The sequence below is a fragment of the Bradyrhizobium sp. WCU1 genome (assembly GCF_053474805.1).
Window position 1 is genome coordinate 2890679 of record NZ_CM130280.1, and the last position, 25643, is coordinate 2916321.

Here is a 25643-nt window from a genome sequence, read left to right on the forward strand (position 1 = left end):
CGGACGCCCTACCCCGCCGGCTGGAACGAGTCCGCGCGCGCCATCGCCCAGGCTTCGCGGAAACGCGGATCCTGGGTGCCGTCGAGCAGCTCGCCCGGGCGCAGCGTCGGATACAGCTGCGCGAAGGTGCGCACGTCGGTGGTCGAGGTCCGCTGCGAGAAGTGGATCGGCCGCAGATCCTTGGTGTGCTCGAGGCCGGCGGCGGCGAGCAGCTCGGTCAGCGCGTGCAGGGTCGAGTGGTGGTAATTGTACACGCGCTCGATCTTGTCCGGCACATAGAGCGCGCGGTTGCGGATCGGGTCCTGCGAGGTGACGCCGGTCGGACAGCGGTCGGTGTGGCAGCTCAGGGACTGGATGCAGCCGAGCGCGAACATGAAGCCGCGGGCCGAATTGCACCAATCGGCCCCGATCGCCATCGCGCGCGCCATGTCGAAGGCGGTCGCGATCTTGCCGGACGCGCCGATCTTGATGCGGTCGCGCGCGCCGATGCCGATCAGCGCGTTGTGGACGAAATTGACGCCCTCGCGCATCGGCATGCCCAGATGGTCCATGAACTCGAGCGGCGCAGCGCCGGTGCCGCCCTCATTGCCGTCGACCACGATGAAGTCGGGATACAGCCCGCTCTCCTTCATCGCCTTGCAGATCGCCAGGAACTCCCAGGGATGGCCGATGCACATCTTGAAGCCGGCCGGCTTGCCGCCGGACAGCTTGCGCATGTTGGCGACGAATTCCATCATCTGGATCGGCGTCGAGAACGCCTTGTGATAGGCCGGCGAGATGCAGTCCTCGCCCATCGGCACGCCGCGGATCTTGGAGATCTCCTCGGAGACCTTGGCGGCCGGCAGCACGCCGCCATGGCCGGGCTTGGCGCCCTGGCTGATCTTGAGCTCGACCATCTTGATCTGGTCGTCGCCCGCGACGCTTGCGAACAGCTCGGGATTGAAGGTGCCGTCGCGGTTGCGGCAGCCGAAATAGCCGGAGCCGACCTCCCAGATGATGTCGCCCCCCATCTCGCGGTGATAGGGACTGACGCCGCCCTCGCCGGTGTCGTGGGCGAAGCCGCCCTTCCTCGCGCCGGCATTCAGCGCCCGCACCGCGTTGGGGCTCAGCGCGCCGAAGCTCATCGCCGAGATGTTGAAGACCGAGGCCGAATACGGCTTGGTGCAATCGGGCCCGCCGATCGTGATGCGGAATTTCTCGTCGGCGCGCGGCTTCGGCGCCACCGAATGATGCATCCACTCATAGCCCTCGCGGTAGACATCCTCCTGGGTGCCGAACGGCCGCTTGTCGAGCACCATCTTGGCACGCTGATAGACCACGGCGCGGGTGTCGCGCGAGAACGGCATGCCGTCCTTCTCGCTCTCGAAGAAATACTGCCGCATCTCCGGGCGGATTTCCTCGAGCAGGAAGCGGACATGCGCAGAGATCGGGTAGTTGCGCAGCACCGCGTGGTTCTTCTGCGTGAAGTCGCGGATGCCGAGCAGGGTCAGCGCGCCGAAGATCACCAGCGGGATCAGAATGATCTTGAAGACCTTGTGGTCGAAAATCCCAACCAGCAGCAGGAGCACCGTGACAACGGCGCAGATCGTCAGCACGATGAAGCGCGGCGAGAACGGAAGCAGTATCGTATCCATTGAATCCTCCGGTCTGCCTTGAATATCCCGTCGACGCTGAGCCTAATCCAACTCGCGGAACAAGTGCACTACGGTTATACGGCCGAGCAGTCACAGATGTGACAACCGCCCGGATGGGCGGGTGCGGGTGCCATGATCGTTCAACTTGATCCCACCTGCTGCAGTGCAACTAAGGTGGCCGCGTAAAGACTGCGCTCCCTCTCCCGCTTGCGGGGGAGGTGGAGGAAAAAGCGCAGCCGCCGCCCCCTCAATGGCCATGCGGCTGCAATTCGTGCGGGATGTGCCCCGCCTTGAGGCCATCGCCGGCCAGCCACGCATTGGTGGTGTCGAGGGCGCGTGCGATGTGATCTGAGGTTCGGGAGAAATCGTAGGGCGAGCCGACCAGCGGGCAGAGCGGCGGTACCACGAAGTACTCGACATCGGAGCCGATATTCTCGAGCTCGTTGACGAGTTGCCGCGCGATCAGCAATGTCAGCGCATGCAGCGCGTTGGCGAGCGCACCGACCGGCGGTGCCTGGTTGGCGCAGGCATGCCCGGTCGGCAGCACGATCAGTCGTTTTGCCCCCTGCTTCACGGCAACGCGGATCGGCGTGTTGCTGGAGATCGCACCGTCCGCCAGGAAATGATGGCGGTAATGCACCGGCGTGAACGCGCCGGGGATCGCGGTCGATGCCACGATCGCCTCCGCGGCGGAGCCTTCCGACAGCACGACGCTGTCGCCGCTGATAATGTCGGTCGTGACGATGTGGATCGGCATCCGCGCGTCCTCGAGATTGCGGAACGGGATGTAATCGTCGATCAGCTTGCGGACGCCGTCATGCGGGATCAGGAAATCGCGCCGCCACAGGAAGCCGACCAGTGTCCGCCAGGTCACCGGAAACACGTCCTGCCGGTTCAGGCCGCGCCAGATCTCGGCCAGCCGCGCTACTCCCGAGACCGTCGGATCACCGGCATAGAAGGCGCCGTTGAGCGCGCCGACGCTGGAGCCGACCACCATGTCGGCGACCACGCCATGCGCCGCCAGTGCCTGCAGCATGCCGACCTGGACCGCGCCAAAGCTGCCGCCGCCGGCAAACACAAAGGCGGTCTTCGGTGCATCCGGATCGGTGATGGACAAGGCGCGGCTCCCTGGTCGCCGCGTTCGGAAAGGGCTGCGCGGCGTTGGGGTGAGTTATAGCAACACACAAATGGTGCACGCCACCACCACAGCCGTCGTCCTGGCGAAGGCCAGGACCCATAACCCCAAATGCAAAAAGCTGAAGCCTGATGGGGCCCCAGCCTTCGCAAAACCGAGAGTGATGGTAATGGGTCCTGGCTTTCGCCAGGACGACAGTCTTAAGCGGTCTCAGCGCTCGACGAACGCCTTCTCGATCACGAAGTGACCGGGCGTGTTGCCGCTGCCTTCCTTGAAGCCGCGGGTCTCGAACAGCTGCTTGAGCTCTTCCAGCATCGCCGGGCTGCCGCACATCATGATGCGGTCGGTCTCGATGTCGAGCGGACCCTGATGCAGGTCGGTGAACAGCTGGTTCGAGGTGATCAGGTCGGTGATGCGTCCGCGGTTGCGGAACGGCTCGCGCGTCACGGTCGGATAGTAGGACAGCTTCTCGGACAGCAGCGGCCCGAACAGCTCGTCGTCGCGCAGCTTGGCGACCAGCTCCTCGCCATAGCCGAGCTCGGAGACCTGGCGGCAGCCATGCACCAGCAGGATCTGGTCGTAGCGATCATAGACCTCGGGGTCCTTGATCAGGCTCGCGAACGGCGCCAGTCCGGTGCCGGTCGACAGCAGCATCAGCCGCTTGCCGGGGATCAGATTGTCGGTGATCAGCGTGCCGGTCGCCTTGCGGCCGACCAGGATAGTGTCGCCCTCGCGGATCTTCTGCAGCTTGGAGGTGAGCGGGCCGTCCTGCACCTTGATCGAGAAGAACTCGAGCTCTTCCTCGTGATTGGCGCTCGCCATCGAATAGGCGCGCAGCAGCGGCCGGCCGTCGACCTCGAGGCCGATCATGGCGAACTGCCCGTTCTGGAAGCGGAAACCGGAATCGCGGGTGGCCCGGAAGCTGAAAAGCGTATCGGTCCAGTGCTGAACCGAAAGAACCTTCTCTCGATAGAACGCGCTCATGTGTTTTCGTTTTCTCGACTGACCAGGTTTAGAATGATTTGATTTCTAGACTGCTCGCGACGGCGCAGAAGTGGCCGAAATCATTGAAGATCTCGCGTGTCCATCGCCCCTGCGCATGAGATAGTCAAGATCAACTGGCGTGCAATTGCGATCTCAGAATGGCAGTCGTTCGATTTCGCGCAGGGGTTCAACCACGACCATCGTTAACGCGTGGCGCTGCACGTAATTTACTTGCTGAGATCGACGCCGATCTGGCAAATAATTGCTATGAATACTGTGGTGAAGGGAAAATGATCTCGTGGTCCTGATCAGCCAGCGAATCTTCCTGGAAACCATCAAAAAATATTGTCTGGCGCGCTCGATTGCGGTCGAGGTGCGGTCGGGCGGCTGGCTGGTCATCATGACCAAGGGCCGTCGGCGGCGGCTCGCGATCGGTTACGACATCGGGCTGAACAGCGCAGTCGCGCATCAGGTCGCCAACGACAAATCGGCCTGCGCGGAGGTGCTGGCATCGGCCGGCGTTCCCGCCATTGCGCACACGTTGTTTCTCGGCGGCAGGCTCAGCAAGCACATCCCGGGATCGGACTCGCTGGAGGCGATGCGGCTGCTGCTCGACCAGCATCCGCGCGGGCTTGTCGTCAAGCCTAACGAGGGGACATCCGGCGAGCTCGTCTTCCGCGTCACGACGCGGGCGCAGCTGGAGGCCGCGGTCGCGCGCATCCTTGCCGCACATCCAAGTCTCGCGATCTCGCCCTATGTCGAGATCGAGCACGAGGTGCGCGTCGTGCTGCTCGATGCGCACGCACTGATCGTCTACGGCAAGACGCGCCCGATGGTGGTCGGCGACGGCATCCATTCGCTCCGCGCGCTGGCGCAGGCGAGCGCGACCGCCGAGCAGCTCAAGACTCTCCCCGAGGATTTCGACGCCGCCGCGCTCGACGCCATTCCACCGGCCGGCGAGCGGCTCCTGCTGAACTGGCGGCACAATCTCGACGCCGGTGCCGAGCCCATGCTGATCGCTGATGATGCGACACGCGACGCCTGCACCGCGCTCGCCATCAAGGCCGCGCAGGCTGTCGGCATCCGCTTCGCCTCCATCGACGTCGTGCGTGCCGATGGTGCGTGGAAAGTGCTCGAGGTGAATTCCGGCGTGAAGATGGAGGCGCTGGGCCGCCGGCATCCGGCGTTGGTCGAAGCTGCGTATCACGCGGCGCTGGACGCGGTGTTTGAACAAGTTGGTCGCCCCGGCGAAAGCCGGGACGACGGGTGACATACCGAAGCTACTGGTTCTCGTCGAGCACCTTGAAGGCTTCCTCGAGCTGCGGTGACAGCGCGACGTTGAGCTTCTCGCCGGTCGGCAGGCGCGCGACGAACCATTTGTTGTAGAGCGGGATGATGTCGCGGTTCGAGGCGAGCTTGCGGAACGCACGCTCGACCACCTCTTTCATCTGCGGCTCGCCCTTGCGGTACATGATGCCGTAGGGATCGTAGGACAGATAGTCGCCGGTGACGCGGAATTTGTCCTGCGACTTGTGCCGCGCGATCAGGCCGTAGAGCAGGATGTCGTCGGTCGCGAACGCATCCGCCTTGCCGTCCACCAGCATCTGGTAGGATTGCTCGTGGTCACCGCCGGTGACGATGTTGAGGCCGAGCTGTTGCTTGGCGTCGACATTGTGGATCGCCTGCTCGTTGGTGGTGCCCTTGGTGACCACCACGGTCTTGCCCTTCAAATCGGCCACCTGGTTGACGCCCGAAGCTTTCGGCACCATCAGCTTGGTACCGGCCACGAACATCAGCGGCGAGAACGCGACCTGCTTGCCACGCTCCGCATTCGCCGTGGTCGACCCGCATTCGAGATCGATCTTCTTGTCGACCAACGCGGGAATGCGGTCGTCGGAGGTGACCTTGATGTAGTCGACCTTGAGGCCGGCGTCGTCGACCTCGGCCCCGATCTCGTCGACGATCGCATCGCACAGCTCGAGGCTGTAGCCGATCGGCCGGTTGGAGTGATCGAGGAACGAGAACGGCGGCGAACTCTCGCGATAGCCGATCCGCACCGTGTGCGTGGCCTTGATGTTGGCGAGCGTGGGGCTGAGCCCTTCGCCCGCCGGCTGTGCGGACGCCGGTCCGGTGAGCAGGCTTGCTGCCAGCAGACATGCCGACAGCAACCGGCGCTCAGCCCGGATCGGCCTCCAGCGGGCGCGATGCATGCATCCCTCCCGTCAATGGCCGGCCATCACGGCGCCGGGCACCGCGTCCTGCGGCACCGCGTCGTCGGGCCCGAGCTCGTGCTCGGCCTTCAGCTCGCCCTCCCACTTCGCGACCACGGCGGTCGCCAGCGAGTTGCCGATCACGTTGGTGGCGCTGCGGCCCATGTCGAGGAAGGTGTCGATGCCCATGATCATCAGCAACCCGGCCTCGGGGATGCCGAACTGCGACAGCGTCGAGGCGATCACCACCAGCGACGCGCGCGGCACGCCGGCGACGCCTTTGGAGGTGATCATCAAGGTTGCCAGCATCGCGAGCTGCGTGCCGAGCGACATCTCGATATGGTAGGTCTGCGCGATGAAGATGCTCGCGAAGGTGCAGTACATCATCGTGCCGTCGAGATTGAACGAATAGCCGAGCGGCAGCACGAAAGCCGATATCCGCGAGGAGGCGCCGAACTTGTTCAGCCCCTCCAGCGTCTTCGGATAGGCCGCCTCCGAAGAGGCGGTCGAAAACGCGATCATCAGCGGTTCGCGGATCAGCCGCAGCAGGTGACTGTAGCGCGGCCCGATCACGATGAAGCCGACCGCGACCAGGATGCCCCACAGGATCAGCAGCGACAGATAGAAGCCGCCCATGAAGACGATCAGCTTCCAGAGCACGCCGAGGCCGTTCTTCGAGACGGTCGCCATGATCGCTGCCCACACCGCGATCGGCGCGAACAGCATCACATAGCCGGTGACCTTCAGCATGATATGGGCGAGGTCGTCGATCAGGCTCATGATCGGCTTCGACCGCTCGGGCATGGCGCCGAGCGCGACCGCGAAGAACACCGCGAACACCACGATCTGCAGGATCTCGTTCTGCGCCATCGCATCCGCGATCGAGGTCGGGATCAGATGGGTCAGGAATTTCTCGATCGAGAACGCCGAGACCGGCAGGCCGGTGGACTGCGCCTTGTCGGGCAGTGTGCCGGGGAAATTGGCGCCGGGCTGCAACAGATTGACCATCACGAGGCCGAGCAGCAGCGAGATGAAGGAGGCGGAGACGAACCAGCCCATGGTCTTGGCGAAGATGCGCCCGAGCTTGGCGCCGCTTCCCATATGGGCAATGCCGCCAACGAGGGTGGCGAACACCAGCGGCGCGATGATCATCTTGATCAGGCGCAGAAACAGCATCGCGATCAGGTTGACGTCGGCGGCGATCTCGGCACGGCTGTCAGGAAGATAGTTGAAGACGATCGTCCCCATTGCGATGCCAAGGACCATCGCAATCAGGATGTACTGCGTAAACCTGTTCGACATTCTCTTACCCCCGTAAGTTCCCGGCGTAAGGCAAGTGTGGCAGATTTACGCAGCTACGCAACACGCTTCGCGTCCAGCGGGACTTTGCCGATCTGTTCCCGTTGTGGAATGCCAGCGCCGGGACTAGCGTTCATGCAGCGCACAATCTGTGCACTAAGCTGCGCGCGTCGCAGTCAAACTGCATGCGAAACGACCAACGCGAGGGGGAGACATCGCCAATGAACGACACCATCAATCGCCAGATCCTGCTGGTTGAAAAGCCGACCGGCAAACTCGGCCCCGAGCATTTTCGCCTGACCAACGCCACCATCCCCGCGCCGAAGGAGGGCGAGGCGCTGGTGCGGACGCGCTACATCTCGCTCGATGCCGCCAACCGCGCCTGGATGCACGGCGCCACCTACCGTGCTGCGGTCGAAGCCAACACCGTGATGGCCGGCGGCAGCATCGCCGAAGTGGTGTCGTCGAATGACCCAGGCCTCAAGCCGGGCGATATCGTGTTCGGCGACACCGGCTGGCAGGATTACGCCACCGTGCCCGCCAAACACCTTTCGAAGATGCCGAAGCTCGAGCCGATGACGCACCTGCTCAGCGTCTACGGCATCGCCGGCCTGACCGCCTATTTCGGCCTGCTCCATGTCGGAAAGCCCAAGGAAGGCGAGACCGTGGTGGTGTCGGCGGCGGCCGGCTCGGTCGGCTCGATCGTCGGCCAGATCGCCAAGATCAAGGGCTGCCGGGTGGTCGGCATCGCCGGCGGCAAGGACAAGTGCCACTGGCTGACGTCAGAGCTCGGCTTCGACGCCGCGGTCGACTACAAGGACGGCGCCACCTACAAGGCACTGCGATCAGCGGCGCCGAAGGGCATCGACGTCTATTTCGACAATGTCGGCGGCGACATCCTGGAGGCCTGCCTCTCCCAGATGAACAACCGCGGCCGCATCGCCTGCTGCGGCGCGATCTCGCAATATGACGGCGTGCCCTCCGCGCACGGCCCGCGCGGCGTGCCCGGCCTGATCGTGGTGAAGCGGCTGGTCATGCAGGGCTTCATCGTGATGGACTACATGGACCAGCGCGACGCCGCGCTCGCCGACCTGCAGTCCTGGGTCTCCTCCGGCAAACTGAAAGTGCAGGAGGACGTCATCGACGGCATCGAGAACACGCCGCAGGCGCTGATCGGGCTGCTCGCCGGCGAGAACCGCGGCAAGCGCATGGTGAAGGTGTAGGGGCAAAAGCTCTCGGTTCCGTCATGCTGAGGTGCGCGCTCTTGCGCGCCTCGAAGGATCCACGGCCCCGGTTTGGCGGCGCAGATGGCGCCGAGCCGTCGACCCTTCGAGACGGCCGCTTTGCGGCCTCCTCCCGCGACAAAGGCGAAGCCTTTGCGCGGGGGTGACGGGGATAGGTAGGTGCGCGGGGCTAATGCGCCGTGCCCGGCGCCTGCTGCGCGGCTTGCGGCCCGGCCGCCTTGCCCTTCTTCGCCTTGCGCCAGTTCTCGAAATTCTGCACCACGACGAAGAACGCCGGCACGAACAGCACCGCGAGGCAGGTCGAGGCGATCATGCCTGAGAACACGGTGATGCCGATCGACTTGCGGGCGTTGGCGCCGGCGCCGGTCGCGATCACCAGCGGCAAGACGCCGAGGATGAACGCAAACGAGGTCATCAGGATCGGCCGGAACCGGGCGCGCGCCGCGTCGATCGCCGATTCCAGCACCGGCTTGCCGTCGCGGATGTGATGCTCGAGCGCGACCTCGACGATCAGGATCGCGTTCTTGGCCGACAGCGCGATCAGCAGGATGGTGCCGATCTGGGTGTAGAGGTTGTTCTCGATCCGGAGCGCAGTCAGCACCAGCATCGGCCCGAGCAGCGACAGCGGCACCGCCAGGATCACCGAGATCGGCGCGTACCAGCTCTCATATTGTCCGGCGAGCACGAGGTAGACCAGGAGCAGCGCCAGCGCGAACACGAAGTAGATCTGGCTGCCGACCTCCTTCTCCTGGTACGACATCGCCGTCCACTCATAGCCGGTGCCCGGCGGCAGCGTCTTCGCGGCGATCTCCTCCATCAAGCTCATCGACTGGCCGGAACTGTAGCCCTGCGACGGCAGGCCGATGATGGTGGCCGACGGATAGAGGTTGTAGAGGCTGATCAGCGACGGCCCGACCGACGGCGTGATGTTCGCCACCGTGCCGAGCGGGACCATGTCGCCATTGCTGTTGCGCACCATCATGTTCTGGATGTCGCGCAAGGTCAGGCGGTATTGCGCATCGGCCTGGGTGTAGACCTGGAAGGTGCGGCCGAACTTGGTGAACTGGTTGACGTAGCTGGCGCCGAGATAGGACGACAGGGTCGAGAAGATCTGGTCGGTGGTGACGTGCAGGGTCTCGGTCTTGACGCGATCGACCTGGACGTCGAACTGCGGCACCATCGAGCGGAACGACGACTGCACCCGCTGCAGCGCGCTTTGCGTCTGCGCATTGCTGACGACGGCGCCGGTGACCGCCTGCAGCTTGCCGTAGTCGGCGTTGCCGTCGCGCAGCTGCACCTGCATGGCAAAGCCGGCGGCATTGCCGATGCCCTGGATCGGCGGCGGCGGGATGACCAAAATGCGCGCCTCCGGGATCACCGCAAGCCGGTCGTTGAGGCCGTAGACCAGCGAGCGCAGATCCTCGCCCGGGCCGCGCGAGCCCCAGTCCTTCAGGATCACATAGGCGACGCCGGCATTGGCAAGGCTCGACGAATTGTCGAGCGCGGAGATGCCGGCGATGGAAACCACCTGCTCGACCCCCGGCGTCTTGCGGGCGATCTCGGTGACCCTGTCGAGCACCTGCTGGGTGCGATCGATCGCGGCGCCGTCGGGCAACTGCACGGCGGCCAGCAGATACCCCTGGTCCTCGATCGGGATGAAGCCGGTCGGCACCCGCGACAGCCCGTAGCCGGCAATTCCGATCAGGACCAGCGCAACGAGGACCGAGGTCTTGGCGTGGGCGGCAATGCCACCGATGATCCGCGTGTAGCCCCGTTCCACCCGATCATAGACTGCGTTGAAGCCGCGGTAGAAGAAGTTGCGCTGCTCGGGCGGCACCGGCGGACGCAGCCACAACGCACACTGCGTCGGCTTCAGGGTCGCGGCATTGACGGCGCTGAGCAGCGCGGTCGCCGCGATCACCAAGGCGAATTGCGCGTACATCCGGCCGGTCAGCCCCGGCAGGAACGCCGCCGGCAGGAACACCGAGATCAGCACCAGCGTGATGCCGACGATCGGCGCGAACAATTCGTCCATCGCCTTGATCGCGGCGTCATGGCCGGACATGCCCTGCTCGATATTGTGCGCGGCGCCTTCGACCACGACGATGGCGTCGTCGACCACGATGCCGATCGCCAGCACGATCGCAAACAGCGTCGACAAATTGATGGTGAAGCCGAGCGCGGCCATCGCCGCGAACGCCCCGATGATGGTGACCGGCACGGTGGTCGCCGGCACCAGCATCGCCCGCCAATCCTGCAGGAACACAAGGATCACGACCAGCACCAGGAGGCCGGCCTCGATCAGCGTCCGGTAGACCTCGTCGATCGAGGCCTGGACGAATTTGGTGGTGTCGAACGGCGTGTCGTATTTGATGTCCTGCGGGAACTGCTTGGCGAGCTGCGCCACCTTCTTCTGCACTTCCTTCTCGACCTGCAGTGCGTTGGCGCCCGGCGACAGGAACACGCCGATGCCGGTGGCCGGCTTCTGGTTGAGCGAGAACACCTGGCTGTAGGTCTGCGCGCCGAGCTCGACCGAGCCGAGATCGCGGACCCGGATGACGTCGCCGACATTGCCGGTCTTGACGATGATGTTCTCGAACTGGCTCGCGTCGTCGAGCCGGCCGTTGACGTTCAGCGTGTACTGGAACGCCTGCCCCTGCGGCGCCGGCGGCGCGCCGACCTGGCCGGCTGTGACCTGCTGGCTCTGCTGCTGGATCGCCTGGATCACGTCCTGCGGCATCAGCCCGCGTGCCTGCAGCTTGTTCGGATCGAGCCAGACCCGCATCGAATATTGCCCGGCGCCGAACACGGTGACGTTGCCGACGCCCGGCAGGCGGGACAGCTCGTCGCGGATGTTGATGGTGGCGTAGTTCGACAGGAACAGGCTGTCGTAGGTCTTGTTCGGCGAGGTCAGCGTCACGAACAGCAGGATCGAGGTCGACCGCTTCTGCACCGTGACGCCCTGGTTCTGCACCGCGGTCGGCAGTTGCGACAGCGCCGAGGAGACGCGGTTCTGCACCAGCACCTGCGCGAAGTTGAGGTCGGTGCCGATCTTGAAGGTCACGGTCAGCGTGTAGGTGCCGTCGGCGCCGCTGTAGGACTGCATGTAGAGCATGTCCTCGACGCCGTTGACCTGCTGCTCGATCGGCAGCGCCACGGTGTCGATCACGGTCTTTGCCGATGCGCCGGGATAGCGCGTCGTCACCTGCACGGTGGGCGGTACCACGTCGGGATATTGCGCGACCGCGAGATTGAACAGCGCGACGCCGCCGATCAGGATCATCAGGATCGCGATGACGTTGGACAGGACCGGCCGCTCGATGAAGAATTTCGAGATCATGGCGCGCCCCTCACTTGGCCGCGGCCGGCGTCGCGTCGCCCTTCTGCATCTGCGGATCGACCTTCTGGCCGGGGATCGCGCGCAGCAGCCCGGCGGTCACGACGCGATCGTCCGCCTTCAGCCCGCTCTCGATGACGCGCAGGCCCTCGTCGAGCGGACCGGTCGTCACCTTGCGCTGCTCGACCACGTTGTCGGCATTGACGACCAGCACGTAGCGGCCGCTCTGGTCGCTGCCGATCGCAACGTCCGGCACCAGCAGCGCATTGTCCTGCTTGTCGATCGGCACCCGAACGCGGACATAGAAACCCGGCAGCAGCACGCGCTCCGGATTGGGGACCAGGCCGCGGACGGCGAGCGTTCCGGTCGACTGGTTGATGGTCGGCGAGATGTAGTCAAGCTTGCCCTTGTGCGGATAACCGGTCTCGGTCTGCAACCCGACCTCGATCGGCAGCTGCCTGAGGTCGGTGGTCGTGATGCCGCGGCGGCGCGCTTCGTCCCGCACCCGCTGCACGTCCTGTTCGTTGACGTTGAAATTCACATAGATCGGATCGAGCTGCACGATGGTGGCAAGCTGGGTCGGCGACGCCACGCCGACCAGTTCGCCGACCGAGACCAGATGGTTGCTGACGATGCCGTCGAACGGCGCGGCGACATTGGTGTAGCCGTAATTGACTGCAGCGAGCTTGGTGTTGACCTGGGCCTGCTGCAGGCCGGCCTGGGCGTTGTCCCGCGTCGCGGTCGAAGTATCCAGCGTCGCCTGCGACACTGCCTGGCGCTGCACCAGATCCTGCTGCCGCTTGAAGTCGAGCTCCGCCTGCTTCAGCGTCGCCTGCGCACCGACTTCGGCGGCCTGCGCCTGCTCCAGCTTCAGCTTGTAGGTCTCCGGCTCGATCGTGAACAGGGTGGTCCCCTGCTTCACCGGCGAACCGTCCTGATAGTCGATCGACTGCAGGAAGCCCTGCACACGCGCGACCAGATCGACGGTCTTGATCGGCGCAGTGTTTCCGGTTGCGTCCAGATAACGCGTGATGGCGCGCTGCACAGGCGGCGCGACGTCGACCTTCGGCGGCGGCGGCGGAACAAAACTGTTTTGCTCGCAGGCACTTAAACTGAGGAAGGCCGCTATGGCGCAGACCGTGCGCATAAGTGGCGCATTTCGCAGCCGCACAAAATTGCTCTGACCGAAATGTGCGGACGCGCGCGCATGCCTCATTTCCGAGCCTCAGTTCAAATGACCTAATTCAAACGTGGTAGGCGCAAAAAATTCAGTCTGCTTCATCCATAGCAACAATCCGCTTGCAGCGGAACTCGAAAGCGAAAATGATGTCGCTCGCGTACAGCAAGACATTTCAGAACGCAGTTCAGTTGGGCCGGCAGCTTCCGGCGCAACGAGAGGATTTATTCAAATGATCAACGCGTTGACACGTGCAACGAAGCTGTGTGCATGGCTTGGGCTCGCGACATTCATCAGCACCGCGCCGGCCCTGTCGCAGGCGCCGACCCAGGCCCAGCGCGACGCCATCAAGTCGCAATGCCGCAACGACTACATCGCACATTGCTCGAGCGTGCCACCGGGCGGTGAGGCGTCGCTGCAATGCCTGCAGAAGAACATGGCAAGCCTTGCCCCGGCCTGTGCCAGCGCGGTGAAGGCCGTGGAAGCGCCGGCCGCCGCGCCTGCGGCAGCCAAGACTGATGCGGCGCCCGCGACCACCGCGGCCAAGCCCGCGGAGACGGCAGCACCGAAAGCTGCCGCCGCAGGCAAGCCGAGCAGCGCGCAAATCTCCGCGATCCGCAGTGCGTGCCGCTCCGACTATCCGAAGGTTTGCGCCGGGGTGCCGACCGGCGGCGCGCCTGCATTGCAATGCCTGGAGAAGAACAAGGCGAAGCTTTCACCGGCCTGCGAGAAGGCGGTTGCGGCGGCCGGTGGCGGCGGCGCCGCACCGGCCGAAGGCGCGGCGACGGCGGCAGCCCCGGCGGCCGCGCCGGCAGCGATCACGCTGCGGCCACTGCGACCACGCGAAGAGCTGTTCGTGTTGCGCTCGGCCTGTGGCGCCGACGTCCGCTCGATCTGCGGCGGCGTCCAGCCGGGCGGCGGGCGGATCGTGCAGTGCCTGGCGACCAATGCCGGCTCGCTGTCACCGGCGTGCCGTGACGTGCTAGCGCCGTTCGCGGCGCGCTGATGCCGTTTTCACCCGACTGACCGGAACAGGGAGCGATCGATGCTGCGTATTGTCCTGACCGCCGCCTTGCTGTGCGGCTCAACCGCCGTCTTTGCCCAGGAGCTGACTACGGCGCAACGCGACGCCTGCATGGGCGACTACCAGAAGTTCTGCAAGAGCGTGACGCCCGGCGGCGGGCGCATCATCGCCTGCCTCGCCAAGGAAAGCGACAAGCTGACGCCCGCCTGCAAGAAGGTGCTGGCGGAAGCCGAAAAGAAATAGCCGCACAAGCGGCGCGACGACCTGTGCCCGGCGACTGTCGGGCACGAAGCCGCAGCACCTTGTTGTCATCCAGAGGCCAACCAGTCCTCACTCCGGGAGAGGGAATATCATGCGCTCATTATTGCTGATCGCTGCAGCCCTGCTGTCCTTTGCCGCGACCATGGCCTTCGAGTCCGCCGACGCCAACGCGGTCGTGTGCGGGCGCGGCCCCTATCGCGCGGGATGCGCCGGCCATCGCGGCGCGGTCGTCGTCCGCAAGCCCGTCGTCGCCGGCTGCCGCTGGATTTGGGTCGACGGGGTCAAGGTCCGCCGCTGCTACTGAACTTTTCGGCACCACGCTTGTAGCCGCTGCGCGCATTTTCCCTCTGGCGTTCCCGCCAGAGGGAGATTAGTCTCGATCCAAATTGTAAGTACACTGTCAATCTGGGAGGCAGACGTTGCGGATCGCCGTGATCGGCGGAGGGCCCGGCGGGCTCTATTTCGCCTATCTCTGGAAGAAGCGTCATCCCGACGCCGAGATCGATCTGTTCGAGCAGAATCCGGCCGGCGCCACCTGGGGCTTCGGCGTGGTGTTCTCCGAGCAGGCGCTGGACTTCCTGCGCGCCGACGACCCCGAGACGGTCGACGCCATCACCCCGCGGATGGAGAGCTGGAAGAACATCACCCTCAATCTGCGCGGCGAGAGCGTCGAGATCGATGGCGTCGGGTTCTCCTCGATCGGGCGGCTGGCATTGCTGACGCTCCTGCAGGAGCGCGTGCGCAGTGTCGGCGTCACGCCGCAATTCGACACTGCTGTGCAATCGGTCGGTGAGCTCAAGGGGTACGACCTGATCGTCGCTGCCGACGGGCTGAACTCGATGGTTCGCCGCGGTTTCGAGACCGCATTCGGGGCATCGGTCTCGCACTCGACCAACAAATTCGCCTGGTACGGCACCACGAAGCCCTTCGCAACGTTGTCGCAGACCTTTGTGGCAACCGACGTGGGCTGCTTCAACGCCCATCACTATCGCTATGCGAAGGACATGAGCACCTTCCTGGTCGAGTGCGACGCGGCGACCTGGGCGGCCTACGGCTTCGCCGACAGGAGCATCGAAGAGTCGCAGGCGATCTGCGAGGAGGTGTTCGCCGAGACACTGGATGGCCACCGGCTGATCTCGAACAAATCGGTGTGGCGCAATTTCCCGTGGATCTGGAACGAGCGCTGGTCGCACGGCAACATGGTGCTGATCGGCGACGCGCTGCATTCCGCGCACTTCTCGATCGGCTCCGGTACGCGGCTGGCGATCGAGGACGCGATTGCGCTGACCAAGGCGCTGGAGAGCGAAAGCGGCGTTGCCGCAGCACTAGCGCGCTACGAGAGCGAGCGTAAGCCGATCGTGAAGAAGCTCGTCACCGCGGCGCGGACCAGCGCCGACTGGTATGAGCATTTCCCCGCGCACATGAAGCGCGACCTGCTGGATTTCGCCTACAGCTACATCACCCGCTCCGGCCGCATCGACGACGCGCGGCTGCGCGCGATGTCGCCGGCCTTCATGGCCCGGTACGAAGCCGCAAAGGGACCGTCATGAGCCTGATCGCCGACCAGGTTCCGCAGGACAGTCCCGGTGCGCGCGAGATCGGCTTTGCGATTCCCGCGCACTACAATGCGAGCCGCATCCTGTTCGACAATCTCGGCAACGGCAATGCCGAACGCCTGGCGCTGACCGGCCCGGCCGGCACACGGACGTATCGCGAGCTCTGCGCCGACGCAGCACGCTGGGGTCACGCATTCCTGTCGCTCGGGCTGAAGCGCGGCGACCGCGTGCTGCTGTTCCTTGACGACACCCCGGCCTACCCGGCGGCGTTCTTCGGCGCTGTGCGCGCCGGTCTCGTGCCGCTCCTGATCAACACGCTGACGACGCCGGAGCTGCTGCAATTCTACCTGTCCGATGCCGGCGCGCAGGTCGCCGTCACCGATGCGGAGTTCTGCTCGCGCTTCAACGCCGAGGCCTGCAAGGATACGCCGCTGCGCACGCTGATCGTGGTCAACGGCGCCGCGGGCGGTCATGCCGTTGCGGAGACGCGTGATGCCGGCGAATGGCTGCAAGGATTTCGGAGCGAGCTCGACGCGGCCGACACCCATCGCAACGAGATGGCGTTCTGGATGTATTCGTCAGGCTCGACCGGCCGCCCCAAGGGCATCGTGCATTTGCAGCACGACATGGCCTATAGCGAGCTCGCCTTTGCCCGCAACGTGCTGAAGCTCAAGCCCGGCGACATCTGCTTCTCGGTGCCGAAGATCTTCTTCGCCTACGGCTTCGGCAATTCGATCACGTTTCCCTTCTCGGTCGGCGCCGCCACGCTGCTGCTGCCGGGCCAACCGAAACCCGCCGCGATCTTCGCGGCGATCGGTCAGTATCGGCCGACCGTATTCTTCGGGCTGCCGACGCTCTACATCACCCTGACCAAGGCCGAAGGCGCGGACGCTGCGGACTTCTCCTCGCTGCGCATGGCGGTCTCCGCCGCCGAGGTGCTATCGGCCGATGTGTTCAACGGCTGGAAACAGCTCACCGGGCTCGAGATCATCGAAGGCCTCGGCTCGACCGAGGTGCTGCACGTCTATCTCAGCAACCGCGCGGAGCAGAAGAAGCTCGGCGCCGCCGGCCTGCGCGTGCCCGGCTACGAGATCATGCTGCGCGACAGCGACGGCCGCGAGGTCGGCGACAATGAGGAAGGCATTTTGTGGGTGCGCGGCGATTCCGCAACACCGCTGTACTGGAACCGGCCGGACAAGACCGCCGAGACCGTGCGCGAAGACGGCTGGATCTACACCGGCGACCGCTTCGTGCGCGACAGCGACGGCTTCCACTTCTTCCGCGGCCGCGCCGACGACCTTATCAAGATCTCCGGCCAGTGGGTCTATCCGCTGGAGGTCGAGCTCTGCCTCGCCGATCACCCCGACGTCCGCGAATGCGCGGTCTACGGCGCCGAATTGCCCGACCGCCGCATGACGCTGCGGGCCGTGGTGGTGATGAACAAGGCCGGCTTCGACAGCGATGAGGCGACGCGGCGGTTGCAGGACTACGTCAAGACGAAGCTCCTGCCCTACAAATATCCGCGCGAGGTGAAGTTCATCGACGAACTGCCGAAGACCGGCACGGGCAAGATCGACCGGCAGGCGGTGATGCGGATGTAGCGACGCCGGCTTGCGCACCACAGCGGCCACACATTCAATGTCGTCCCGGCGAAAGCCGGGACCCATAACCACAAATGCTTGTGGCGCGAAGATCGGGGCCCCAGCTGCCTCAACAACGACTATTCGTGGTTGGGTCCCGGCCTTCGCCGCGACGACGACTGAGGGTGTGGCGAACGCGTACGTCAGCCACTACTAGCTAACCGCCCAACCCCGTTCCGCCATACAGCCACGCGATATCGTCGCACCATTCGTTCTGCGACTTCGCGCTCATGATCGCATTGCGGATGCGGGCGTGGTCGCCGGCCGGGTGATAAACGTGCTCGCCGATCGCACGGGACATCAGCTGCACGCGCGCGGTGCGCGGGAAGCGTTGCGCGCGATAGGCGTCGAGCGCCGCCGCCTGATCATCGTGATTGGCCAGCATGTGCGACAGGCAGACCGCGTCTTCCATCGCCTGGCAGGCGCCCTGCGCGAAATATTGCAACATCGGATGCGCGGCGTCGCCGAGCAGCGCGACGCGGCCGTCGATCCAGCGCTCGGTGGGATCGCGGTCGCAGAGCACCCAGAGCTTCCAGTTGGTGCCGTGGCGGATGATATTCTGCGCGCGTTCGTGGACGTGGGTGAAGCCCTTCATCACCTCTTGCTCGGACACCGGCTTGCCGGCGACCGGCTCCGGCGCGTCGTTGTGATAGGTGACGACGAGGTTGAACACCTTCCAGCCCGACAGCGGGTAATGCACGATATGGCATTTCGGGCCGGCCCACAGCGTCGCCGCGTTCCAGCGCAGATCCTCGGGCATCTGCTCTGTCGGGATCACCGAGCGATAGGTGGTATGGCCGGAGACGCGCGGCGGGCCGTCCGCCGTGACCTGCTTGCGGATGTTGGACCACAACCCGTCGGCGCCGATCAGCAGGCGTCCGGTGACGCGCGCGCCATTGGCGAGCTTTGCGGTCACGGACGATCCGTCCTGCTCGTAGCCTGTCACCTCGCTGGAGACGCGCAGCTCGATCAGTTCGTGCCTCTCGCAAGCGCGCAGGAACACGCCATGCAGGTCGCCGCGATGCACCACGGCATAGGGGTTGCCGAACCGCGCGCGAAACGTCTCGCCGAGATCGATGTGGGTGATCTCATCGGCGGTCAGCGCATCCATCAGCCGGAGCTGGTCGATATAGACGGCCATGTTGCGCGCGGCCTCGCCGACGCCGAGATAGTCGAAGGCGTGGAACGCATTCGGCCCGAGCTGGATGCCGGCGCCGATCTCGCCGAGCGCGGCCGCCTTCTCCAGCAGGATCGAGCGGATGCCCTTCTGCGCGAGGCCGAGCGCCACGGCAAGGCCGCCGATGCCGCCGCCCGCGATCAGGACAGGTCGCGTCTCCGCCATCAGCCCGACCTCCCCAGATGTTCGAGCGCGTCCTCGGCGCGCAACGGCACCCGCGACGCCTCGTTGTTGAGATCGACAAGCTGGGTCAAGAGCGAGAGCAGCGTTTTGCGGTCGGCCGGCTTCAGCGGCTCGAGCATCCGTGCCTGCGCCTTGTCGACCGAGGGCATGATGTCGTTGAGCACGCCCGCGCCGGCCTTGGTGAGATAGAGCAGCTTGACGCGCTTGTCCTCCGCCGCCGGCTTGCGAACGATGTATTCCTTGGCCTGCAGCCGCTCGATCACATTGCCGAGCGTGGAGCGGTCGAACGCGATCACGGCGGAGAGCCTGGTGGCGTCGATGCCGGGATGGGTCGAGATCGTGACCAGCGCGGCATATTGCACCGGCGTCAGGTCGAACGCCCTGCACTCCTCGATGAAGAGCGCGACCGCGATCTGCTGCATGCGCCGGAACAGATAGCCGGGCGCGGTGTAGACCGCGTCCATGGTGACGGGCGTCGGCTTGCTACTCGGCATCGGGCTGCCTGTCCGGGGCGGCGTCGGCGAACGCCTCGACTTGCTTTGTCGCGGCCTCGGCCTTGAGCAGGCGCGGATAGGCCGAGACGTCGACGCCGAAGCGCCGCGCATTGGCGAGCTGCGGCACCAGGCAGAGATCGGCAAGCGTCGGCGTATCGCCGAAGCAGAACGGCCCGGCCTCGTCAGCGATCAGGGTCTCGCAGGCCGCAAGTCCTTCGCGATTGGCCCAGGCCGCCCATTCGGTCACCTGCTCTTCGGGCAGGCCGAGCTTGCGCAGCCGCGCCAGCACCTTCAGATTCTGCACCGGGTGGGTGTCACAGGCGATCGCCTGCGCGAACGCCCGCACCTTGGCGCGCCGCAGCGGATCCTTCGGCAGCAGCGGCGGATTGGGGTTGGTCTCATCGAGCCATTCGATGATCGCGAGCGACTGGGTGAGGATCGCGCCGGCGTCGCTCTCCAATGTCGGCACCAGCCCCTGCGGATTGATGGCGAGATAGGCCGGCGCGCACTGCTCGCCCTTGCGCAGATGATGCGGCAGGTGCTCCGGCGTCAGCCCCTTCATGTTGAGGGCGATCCGGACCCGGTAGGACGCGCTGCTCCGGAAATAGCCATGCAGCTTCATCGGAACCTCCCTTGCATTTCGTTAGATTGACGCTAGCCATATTGTGAGTATACTGTCAATTAAATTGCACCGACAAGAACGATGGGAGGCTTGCCATGGAAGCCGTGCAGAAGACCCCGGAGCGCGAAGCGTTCTACAAGAAGATCGACGGCCAAAACCTCTCGGCGTTGTGGAACGTGATGAACGATCTGATCACGCCGGAGCCGAAGAGCGCCTGCCGGCCTCACTTGTGGAAGTTCGACCAGATCCGCGATTACATGAACGAGGCCGGCAGACTGATCACGGCCAAGGAAGCCGAGCGCCGCGTGCTGGTGCTGGAAAATCCCGGGCTGCGCGGCCAGTCCAAGATCACGACCTCACTTTTCGCCGGCGTGCAGATGGTGGTGCCGGGCGATATCGCCCCCGCCCATCGCCATGCGCAATCGGCGCTGCGCTTCGTGCTCGAGGGCCAGGGCGCGTTCACCGCGGTCGACGGCGAGCGCACCGCGATGTCGCCGGGCGATTTCGTCATCACGCCGTCGATGACCTGGCACGACCATTCCAACGAAACCAATGAGCCGATGTTCTGGCTCGACGGGCTCGACATCCCGATGGTGCAGTTCTTCGACTGCTCGTTTGCCGAAGGCGCCAAGGAAGACCAGCAGTCGATCTCCAAGCCGGCCGGCGCCAGCTTCGCGCGCTACGGTCACAATCTCCTGCCGATCGATCAGAAGCGGACATCGAAGACCTCACCGATCTTCAACTACCCCTATGAATACACCCGCGAGGCGCTGGAGAAGGCCAGAACCAGCGACGAGTGGGACGCCTGCCACGGCCTCAAGCTGAAATTCTCCAACCCCGAGACCGGCGATTTCGCGATGCCGACCATCGGCACCTTCATCCAGCTGCTGCCGAAGGGCTTCAAGACCGCGCGCTATCGGTCGACCGACGCCACGGTGTTCGCCGCGATCGAAGGCAAGGGCCGCACCCGGGTCGGCGATCAGACCTTCGAATGGGGCCCGCGCGATTTGTTCGTGGTGCCGAGCTGGCACTGGGTCACCCACGAGGCCGATACCGACTCGGTGCTGTTCTCGTTCTCCGACCGCCCGGTGCAGCAGAAGCTCGACCTGTTCCGCGAGGATCGGGGCAACGCGTAGCCAGAAACGTGTAGTCGTCGTCGTCCCGGAACCACCGTCGTCCCGGGCAAGCGAAGCGCGACCCGGGACCCATAACCACAGGGTCGTGTTGTTGGAGGTGCTGGGGCCCCAGCCTTTCCTAACGACGACCTCCTGTGGTTATGGGTCCCTGCTTTCGCAGGGACGACATTTGAGTTTGCCGCCCTCGCGCCCCTCACCGCCAGTGCAGCAGCCGCGTCTCCAGCAGATTGATCAGCTTCCCGACCGCGAGGCCGAACAGCGACAGGATCACGACGCCGGCCAGCAGTTGGTCGGTCTGCATCAGATTGCCGGCCTGCAGCACGAAGGCGCCGATGCCGTATTGCGCGCCGATCATCTCGGCGCTGACCACCAGCAGCAACGCAACGGATGCGGTGATGCGGAAGCCGGCGAGGATCGAGGGCAGCGCGCCCGGCCAGATCACGCGGCGCACGATGGCGTGGAACGGCACGTTGAAGCTCTGTGCCATCCGGATCAGGTTGCGCGGCACCGCATCGACGCCGCTATAAACCGAGATCGCGGTCGAGAAGAACACCCCGAGCGCAATGGTCGCGATCTTCGGCTCCTCGCCGATCCCGAGCCACAGGATCAAGAGCGGCAGCAGCGCGATCTTCGGGATCGGAAACAGCGCCGAGATGAAGGTGATGCCGACACCGCGCGCCATGGTCGACAGCCCGATCGCAAAGCCGACAATGACGCCCGCTGCCGTGCCGATCATCCAGCCGGTGCCGATCCGCATGATCGACCAGGAGAGGTGCTGCCACAGCGCGCCCGACGTCGCGAGCTTATAGATCGCGACCGCGATCGCCGACGGCGCCGGCAGGAACAGCGGATTGACCCATCCGGCACTGCCGGCGAGCTGCCAGATCGCGATGACGAGTGCGAGCGCGAGCCAACCCGCATAGCGGCTGCCGCCCGGCGTGAAGCCGGCGCCGCGAAACGCGACCGGCCGCGTCGCTTCGCCCAATTGGTCCTTCGTGTCCGGCGGCGCGCGGTCAAGCATGCTGGACCTCGCGCTCGGCATCGATCGCCTCCTTGCGGATCAAAGACCACAATTCGCCCTGCAATGCGGCCATCTGCCCGCGCGCATCCGCCGTGCCGCGCTCGGCGCGCGTCATCGGAATGGTCACGATCTCCCGGATGCGGCCGGGACGCCGCGACAGCACGACGACGCGGTCGGCGAGCCGCACCGCTTCCTCGAGATTATGCGTGACATAGACCGCGCCCATGGTGCCGTCGGCGAGCAGACGCACGAAATCCTCCATCAGGAGCTCGCGGGTCTGCGAGTCCAGCGCCGACAGCGGCTCGTCCATCAGCAGGATCGCGGGACGCACCGCCAGCGCCCGCGCAATGCCGACGCGCTGGCGCATGCCGCCGGAGAGCTGCTTCGGATAGGTCGCGCGGAAATCCGTTAAGCCCGTGCGGCGCAGCGCGTCGTCGATCACGGTGCGGCGCTCGCCGGCGCTCAGGCCCGTGTGCAGCAGCGGGAATGCGACGTTCTCCTCGACCGTATTCCACGGCAGCAGGGCAAAGTCCTGGAATACGAAGGTCAGCGGATTGAGGCTTCCTGCCGGAGGCGCGCCGCGCAACTCGGCGGCGCCCTTACTCGGCCGCAGCAGGCCGCCGAGGATCGAGAGCAGCGTGCTCTTGCCGCAGCCGGACGGACCGACGATCGCAACGACCTCGCCGGCGCGGACCGTGAAGGAGACGTCGCTGAGCACGTCGAGCGCGCCGAAACGATGGCTGATATGGTCGGCGATCAGGTCCATTCAGTGCCCCACGACCCGACCCGTCACCCCGAGGAGCGCGCATTTGCGCGCGTCTCGAAGGGTCGACGGCCGAGCTGCTGCATTCGGGCCGTCGATCCTTCGAGACGCCGCTTCGCGGCTCCTCAGGATGGCGGGTCGAGAATTGCGCATACGGCTCATCATCAATCCGCCTTCACATAGTCCTTGGCGATGATCGCATTCGCATCAAAACCCTTGTCGGCGAAACCCTGCTCCTGCAGCCATTTGATCTGGTTGTCGACGTTCTTCACGTCGAGCTTGCCGTCGGGATCGACATAGGCGCAGTTGCCGACCACCTGCTCGACCGGCAGGTTGGTGTATTTGGCGATGATCTCGAGCAGCGGTCTTGTCTTCTCGTTGATCGGAACCACGCCGTCCTTGATCGCGGCCAGAACCACATCGTGATATTCGCGGTCGGCGCGGGTCAGCGCGGTGAGCAGCCTCGTCACCAGTTGCGCATGGGTCAGCGTCTTCGGCGACGCGAAGATGGCGCCCAGCTGCCACGGCGTCTCGTCGCCGACCCAGCCGAGGAATTTCGCGCCGTTGGAATCCATCAGCGTCCGCGCCGTCGAGATCGGCAGCAGCGCGGCGTCGACGGTCTCGCCCTTCAGCGCCGCGGCCGCGTTCGACAGCGATTGCAGCGGCACGATCTTCACGTCGGACAGCTTGAAGCCGTATTTGTCGGCGAGCAGGCCGAGCGAATAGTGGAAACTGGAGCCGACCTGGGTCACCGCGACGCGCTTGCCGGCGAGATCCTTCGGGGTCTTCAGGCCGGCCGCATAGGCGTTGTTGCTGGCGAAATACCCGATCAGGGGATAGCCGGCCTTCTCGCGGCTCATGCCGCCGATCACCTTCAGCGTGCCCTTTCCGGCAAGATTGTAGAGTCCGGCGGTGAAGGCAGTGATGCCGAAATCGACATCGCCCGACGTGGTCGCGACCGCGATCGGTTGCGCGGCGTCGAAGAACTTCAGCTCGACATCGAGCCCGGCGTCACGGAAATAGCCCTTGTCCTGCGCGATGAACACCGGCGCCGAGGACGACAGCCGCAGCACGCCGATCTTCGCCTTCAGCAGATCGTCGGCCCGCGCGATACCGCTCGCGGCCCACATCAGCAGGCCCGCGAGTGCGAGCCGCGCCCAACCCTTCATTTCATCCTCCGCCTAGAGCCCGTTCCGATCAAATCGGAACGGGGCTCTCGATTCCTGTTTTGACGCGTTTTCTTCACGCGAACCGGGATCCACTTCGCCTGAAAACGCCCTAGATTCCTTCGGGCACGGGCCGATCGCGGCCGATGAACGCGCCCTGCTGCGTGAGCTGTTGTTGCAACTTTTCGACGGAAATGTCGCGCGGAATCGTATTGCCCGAGAGTGCCAGCGCGGCCGCGGTTCCCGCCGCCTCGCCCATCACGAAACAGGCACCGGAGACGCGCGCCGCCGATTGCCCTTCATGGGTCATCGACGCGCAACGGCCGGCGACCAGGAGATTGTCGACGCCGTCAGGTATCAGCATGCGGTACGGCAATTCGTTATAGCCGCGGCTCTCAGGGATCGGCGGAAACTCGAAGGTCACATCGCCGGGCACGTGCTTTTCCATCGGCCAGCCATTGACGCCGATCGAGTCCTCGAACGAGGCGCAGCCCAGCACGTCCTCGCCGGACAGCATGTAGCCGCCGATTACGCGCCGCGTCTCGCGGATGCCGAGCTGCGGCGGCAGATCGACGATGTAGGAATTTTCGAAGCCGGGCACGGTGCGCAGGAACTTGAACGCTTCGACCGCCTGGCGGCGGCCCTCGATCTCGCCGCGCGTCATCTCGTCGGGATCAATACCGGAAATGGCGCCGCCATCGCTGCGCGTCACCTGGGTGAAATTCACCCGCCATTCGATCTGCGATTTCTGCGGCCGCACGATCGCGGATTTGCGCGGGAAGGTGTGGGTGCCGGCGGCCTCGGCCTGCGCCATCCGCTCCGGAATCGTCCGCCAGGCATCGCCGGCCTTCGCCGGATCGATGCCGTTGAGGCGGAACATCATCGAGGGATAGAGCATCCCGCCGGCATTGTCTCCGACTTCATAGGGTGCACCGGCCCACACTGCGAGGTCGCCGTCGCCGGAGCAGTCGATGAAGATGCCGGCGCGCACCGCCTGACGGCCGGCCTTGGTTTCCACCATCAGCGCGCGGATATGGGTGCCATCCATCACGACGCCGGCGCCGAGCGCGTGGAACAGGATATCGACCTTGTGATGCGCCAGAAGATCGTCGGCCGCGATCTTGTACGCCGCGGTGTCGTAGGCCTGCGCAAAAATCTTGCCGAGGATCAGATGCGGCGCATTCAACCCGCCGAGCCGGTCGATCCGCGCCAAGAGGTCGGAGGCGACGCCCTGCACCACCCGATGCATCCCGCCGAAAATATTGGCGTGCAGGCCGCAGAAATTGGTCACGCCGGCCGCGGTGCCCATGCCGCCGAGAAATCCGTAGCGCTCGATCAACAGCGTCCGCCGCCCGGCGCGCGCCGCGCCGACCGCAGCTGCAATGCCGGCCGGGCCGCCGCCAAGCACCACCACGTCATATTCGCCATAGAGGGGGACCTGCCGCGCAGGTTCTTCGATCGTGCTCGCTCGCATCATTTCCGCCCTGAACAGGGTTGATTGGGCCGACTATGAATTGATGCAGATTGCAGTACAATCCACCAAATTATGTAATCAGCTTTCGCGAATCGAGAAAAGCGGA

Annotated in this window: 22 protein-coding genes; 8 read left to right on the top strand and 14 right to left on the bottom strand. The window is 65.1% G+C overall.

Annotated features, from left to right (window positions below; genetic code table 11):
- Positions 1-8: 8 nt before the first annotated feature.
- From ACTUWL_RS13435 to ACTUWL_RS13445, 3 genes are all read right to left on the bottom strand, one after another.
- Entirely contained in the window at positions 9-1634 is a 1626-nt protein-coding gene (locus ACTUWL_RS13435; RefSeq protein WP_021080240.1) for an FMN-binding glutamate synthase family protein, read from the bottom strand.
- Between the two features lie 247 nt (positions 1635-1881).
- Complete coding sequence (locus ACTUWL_RS13440) at positions 1882-2751, bottom strand: patatin-like phospholipase family protein (RefSeq protein WP_021080239.1); 870 nt, start codon at positions 2749-2751, stop codon at positions 1882-1884.
- A 228-nt stretch (positions 2752-2979) separates the two neighbouring features.
- Complete coding sequence (locus tag ACTUWL_RS13445) at positions 2980-3753, bottom strand: ferredoxin--NADP reductase (protein ID WP_021080238.1); 774 nt, start codon at positions 3751-3753, stop codon at positions 2980-2982.
- 298 nt (positions 3754-4051) lie between these two features.
- Here ACTUWL_RS13445 and ACTUWL_RS13450 point away from each other — a divergent pair, with 298 nt between their 5' ends.
- Entirely contained in the window at positions 4052-5023 is a 972-nt protein-coding gene (locus ACTUWL_RS13450; RefSeq protein WP_021080237.1) for an ATP-grasp domain-containing protein, read from the top strand.
- A gap of 10 nt (positions 5024-5033) precedes the next feature.
- Here ACTUWL_RS13450 and ACTUWL_RS13455 read toward each other — a convergent pair whose 3' ends face one another.
- Together ACTUWL_RS13455 and ACTUWL_RS13460 are read right to left on the bottom strand one after the other, a co-directional pair.
- On the bottom strand, positions 5034-5963 hold the full coding sequence (locus tag ACTUWL_RS13455) for an amino acid ABC transporter substrate-binding protein (protein WP_021080236.1): 930 nt from the start codon (positions 5961-5963) through the stop codon (positions 5034-5036).
- Positions 5964-5975: 12 nt separating this feature from the next.
- Positions 5976-7265 (bottom strand): dicarboxylate/amino acid:cation symporter, encoded by a 1290-nt coding sequence (locus tag ACTUWL_RS13460; RefSeq protein ID WP_021080235.1) that lies wholly within the window; start codon positions 7263-7265, stop codon positions 5976-5978.
- Positions 7266-7483: 218 nt separating this feature from the next.
- Between ACTUWL_RS13460 and ACTUWL_RS13465 the strand changes: the two genes are divergently transcribed.
- On the top strand, positions 7484-8485 hold the full coding sequence (locus ACTUWL_RS13465; RefSeq protein WP_021080234.1) for an NADP-dependent oxidoreductase: 1002 nt from the start codon (positions 7484-7486) through the stop codon (positions 8483-8485).
- 190 nt (positions 8486-8675) lie between these two features.
- On the opposite strand, the gene ACTUWL_RS13470 is transcribed toward ACTUWL_RS13465, so the two are convergent.
- Both ACTUWL_RS13470 and ACTUWL_RS13475 read right to left on the bottom strand, forming a co-directional pair.
- Positions 8676-11846 carry an efflux RND transporter permease subunit gene (locus ACTUWL_RS13470; RefSeq protein ID WP_021080233.1) on the bottom strand — a complete coding sequence of 1057 codons (3171 nt, stop codon included), beginning with the start codon at positions 11844-11846 and terminating at the stop codon, positions 8676-8678.
- Between the two features lie 10 nt (positions 11847-11856).
- On the bottom strand, positions 11857-12990 hold the full coding sequence (locus tag ACTUWL_RS13475; protein WP_168470978.1) for an efflux RND transporter periplasmic adaptor subunit: 1134 nt from the start codon (positions 12988-12990) through the stop codon (positions 11857-11859).
- Positions 12991-13252: 262 nt separating this feature from the next.
- On the opposite strand from ACTUWL_RS13475, the gene ACTUWL_RS13480 reads away from it, so the two are divergent.
- The 5 genes from ACTUWL_RS13480 to ACTUWL_RS13500 all read left to right on the top strand — a co-directional run bounded on the left by ACTUWL_RS13480 (position 13253) and on the right by ACTUWL_RS13500 (position 17462).
- The gene (locus ACTUWL_RS13480) at positions 13253-14026 is read left to right on the top strand and encodes a cysteine rich repeat-containing protein (protein WP_106940350.1); all 774 of its coding nucleotides are present in this window, start codon (positions 13253-13255) and stop codon (positions 14024-14026) included.
- 39 nt (positions 14027-14065) lie between these two features.
- The gene (locus ACTUWL_RS13485) at positions 14066-14287 is read left to right on the top strand and encodes a cysteine rich repeat-containing protein (protein WP_021080229.1); all 222 of its coding nucleotides are present in this window, start codon (positions 14066-14068) and stop codon (positions 14285-14287) included.
- 109 nt (positions 14288-14396) lie between these two features.
- The gene (locus ACTUWL_RS13490) at positions 14397-14609 is read left to right on the top strand and encodes a hypothetical protein (RefSeq protein WP_021080228.1); all 213 of its coding nucleotides are present in this window, start codon (positions 14397-14399) and stop codon (positions 14607-14609) included.
- A gap of 115 nt (positions 14610-14724) precedes the next feature.
- Positions 14725-15855, top strand: coding sequence for an FAD-dependent monooxygenase (locus tag ACTUWL_RS13495; protein WP_021080227.1), 1131 nt, complete (start codon positions 14725-14727; stop codon positions 15853-15855).
- Positions 15852-17462 carry a benzoate-CoA ligase family protein gene (locus ACTUWL_RS13500; protein WP_021080226.1) on the top strand — a complete coding sequence of 537 codons (1611 nt, stop codon included), beginning with the start codon at positions 15852-15854 and terminating at the stop codon, positions 17460-17462. The genes ACTUWL_RS13495 and ACTUWL_RS13500 overlap by 4 nt, the downstream gene beginning before the upstream one ends.
- 196 nt (positions 17463-17658) lie before the next feature.
- Here ACTUWL_RS13500 and ACTUWL_RS13505 read toward each other — a convergent pair whose 3' ends face one another.
- Genes ACTUWL_RS13505 through maiA form a run of 3 tightly spaced genes read right to left on the bottom strand, consistent with a single transcriptional unit; the run spans position 17659 to position 19977 of the window.
- Positions 17659-18843, bottom strand: a complete 1185-nt coding sequence (locus ACTUWL_RS13505) for a 3-hydroxybenzoate 6-monooxygenase (protein ID WP_021080225.1) — start codon at positions 18841-18843, stop codon at positions 17659-17661.
- Positions 18843-19355, bottom strand: coding sequence for a MarR family winged helix-turn-helix transcriptional regulator (locus ACTUWL_RS13510; protein WP_021080224.1), 513 nt, complete (start codon positions 19353-19355; stop codon positions 18843-18845). Before ACTUWL_RS13510 ends, ACTUWL_RS13505 begins: the two co-directional genes overlap by 1 nt.
- Positions 19345-19977: a maleylacetoacetate isomerase gene (gene maiA, locus ACTUWL_RS13515; RefSeq protein ID WP_021080223.1), complete on the bottom strand. Its 633-nt coding sequence runs from the start codon at positions 19975-19977 to the stop codon at positions 19345-19347. Before maiA ends, ACTUWL_RS13510 begins: the two co-directional genes overlap by 11 nt.
- A 95-nt stretch (positions 19978-20072) precedes the next feature.
- Between maiA and gtdA the strand changes: the two genes are divergently transcribed.
- Positions 20073-21113: a gentisate 1,2-dioxygenase gene (gtdA, locus tag ACTUWL_RS13520; RefSeq protein ID WP_021080222.1), complete on the top strand. Its 1041-nt coding sequence runs from the start codon at positions 20073-20075 to the stop codon at positions 21111-21113.
- Between the two features lie 193 nt (positions 21114-21306).
- Here gtdA and ACTUWL_RS13525 read toward each other — a convergent pair whose 3' ends face one another.
- The 4 genes from ACTUWL_RS13525 to ACTUWL_RS13540 all read right to left on the bottom strand — a co-directional run bounded on the left by ACTUWL_RS13525 (position 21307) and on the right by ACTUWL_RS13540 (position 25537).
- On the bottom strand, positions 21307-22134 hold the full coding sequence (locus ACTUWL_RS13525) for an ABC transporter permease (RefSeq protein ID WP_035652134.1): 828 nt from the start codon (positions 22132-22134) through the stop codon (positions 21307-21309).
- Positions 22127-22900: an ABC transporter ATP-binding protein gene (locus ACTUWL_RS13530; RefSeq protein WP_021080220.1), complete on the bottom strand. Its 774-nt coding sequence runs from the start codon at positions 22898-22900 to the stop codon at positions 22127-22129. Before ACTUWL_RS13530 ends, ACTUWL_RS13525 begins: the two co-directional genes overlap by 8 nt.
- 161 nt (positions 22901-23061) lie before the next feature.
- Complete coding sequence (locus ACTUWL_RS13535) at positions 23062-24066, bottom strand: ABC transporter substrate-binding protein (protein WP_021080219.1); 1005 nt, start codon at positions 24064-24066, stop codon at positions 23062-23064.
- Between the two features lie 109 nt (positions 24067-24175).
- Entirely contained in the window at positions 24176-25537 is a 1362-nt protein-coding gene (locus tag ACTUWL_RS13540; protein ID WP_035652143.1) for an FAD-dependent oxidoreductase, read from the bottom strand.
- Positions 25538-25643: the final 106 nt, after the last annotated feature.

Bases quoted from the DNA above. Each gene is read 5' to 3' on its own strand.
- ACTUWL_RS13435 (WP_021080240.1), bottom strand. From the start codon at position 1,634: ATGGATACGATACTGCTTCCGTTCTCGCCGCGCTTCATCGTGCTGACG.
- ACTUWL_RS13445 (WP_021080238.1), bottom strand. From the start codon at position 3,753: ATGAGCGCGTTCTATCGAGAGAAGGTTCTTTCGGTTCAGCACTGGACC.
- ACTUWL_RS13455 (WP_021080236.1), bottom strand. From the start codon at position 5,963: ATGCATCGCGCCCGCTGGAGGCCGATCCGGGCTGAGCGCCGGTTGCTG.
- ACTUWL_RS13460 (WP_021080235.1), bottom strand. From the start codon at position 7,265: ATGTCGAACAGGTTTACGCAGTACATCCTGATTGCGATGGTCCTTGGC.
- ACTUWL_RS13465 (WP_021080234.1), top strand. From the start codon at position 7,484: ATGAACGACACCATCAATCGCCAGATCCTGCTGGTTGAAAAGCCGACC.
- ACTUWL_RS13470 (WP_021080233.1), bottom strand. From the start codon at position 11,846: ATGATCTCGAAATTCTTCATCGAGCGGCCGGTCCTGTCCAACGTCATC.
- ACTUWL_RS13475 (WP_168470978.1), bottom strand. From the start codon at position 12,990: ATGCGCACGGTCTGCGCCATAGCGGCCTTCCTCAGTTTAAGTGCCTGC.
- ACTUWL_RS13480 (WP_106940350.1), top strand. From the start codon at position 13,253: ATGATCAACGCGTTGACACGTGCAACGAAGCTGTGTGCATGGCTTGGG.
- ACTUWL_RS13485 (WP_021080229.1), top strand. From the start codon at position 14,066: ATGCTGCGTATTGTCCTGACCGCCGCCTTGCTGTGCGGCTCAACCGCC.
- ACTUWL_RS13490 (WP_021080228.1), top strand. From the start codon at position 14,397: ATGCGCTCATTATTGCTGATCGCTGCAGCCCTGCTGTCCTTTGCCGCG.
- ACTUWL_RS13500 (WP_021080226.1), top strand. From the start codon at position 15,852: ATGAGCCTGATCGCCGACCAGGTTCCGCAGGACAGTCCCGGTGCGCGC.
- ACTUWL_RS13505 (WP_021080225.1), bottom strand. From the start codon at position 18,843: ATGGCGGAGACGCGACCTGTCCTGATCGCGGGCGGCGGCATCGGCGGC.
- ACTUWL_RS13510 (WP_021080224.1), bottom strand. From the start codon at position 19,355: ATGCCGAGTAGCAAGCCGACGCCCGTCACCATGGACGCGGTCTACACC.
- maiA (WP_021080223.1), bottom strand. From the start codon at position 19,977: ATGAAGCTGCATGGCTATTTCCGGAGCAGCGCGTCCTACCGGGTCCGG.
- gtdA (WP_021080222.1), top strand. From the start codon at position 20,073: ATGGAAGCCGTGCAGAAGACCCCGGAGCGCGAAGCGTTCTACAAGAAG.
- ACTUWL_RS13525 (WP_035652134.1), bottom strand. From the start codon at position 22,134: ATGCTTGACCGCGCGCCGCCGGACACGAAGGACCAATTGGGCGAAGCG.
- ACTUWL_RS13530 (WP_021080220.1), bottom strand. From the start codon at position 22,900: ATGGACCTGATCGCCGACCATATCAGCCATCGTTTCGGCGCGCTCGAC.
- ACTUWL_RS13535 (WP_021080219.1), bottom strand. From the start codon at position 24,066: ATGAAGGGTTGGGCGCGGCTCGCACTCGCGGGCCTGCTGATGTGGGCC.
- ACTUWL_RS13540 (WP_035652143.1), bottom strand. From the start codon at position 25,537: ATGCGAGCGAGCACGATCGAAGAACCTGCGCGGCAGGTCCCCCTCTAT.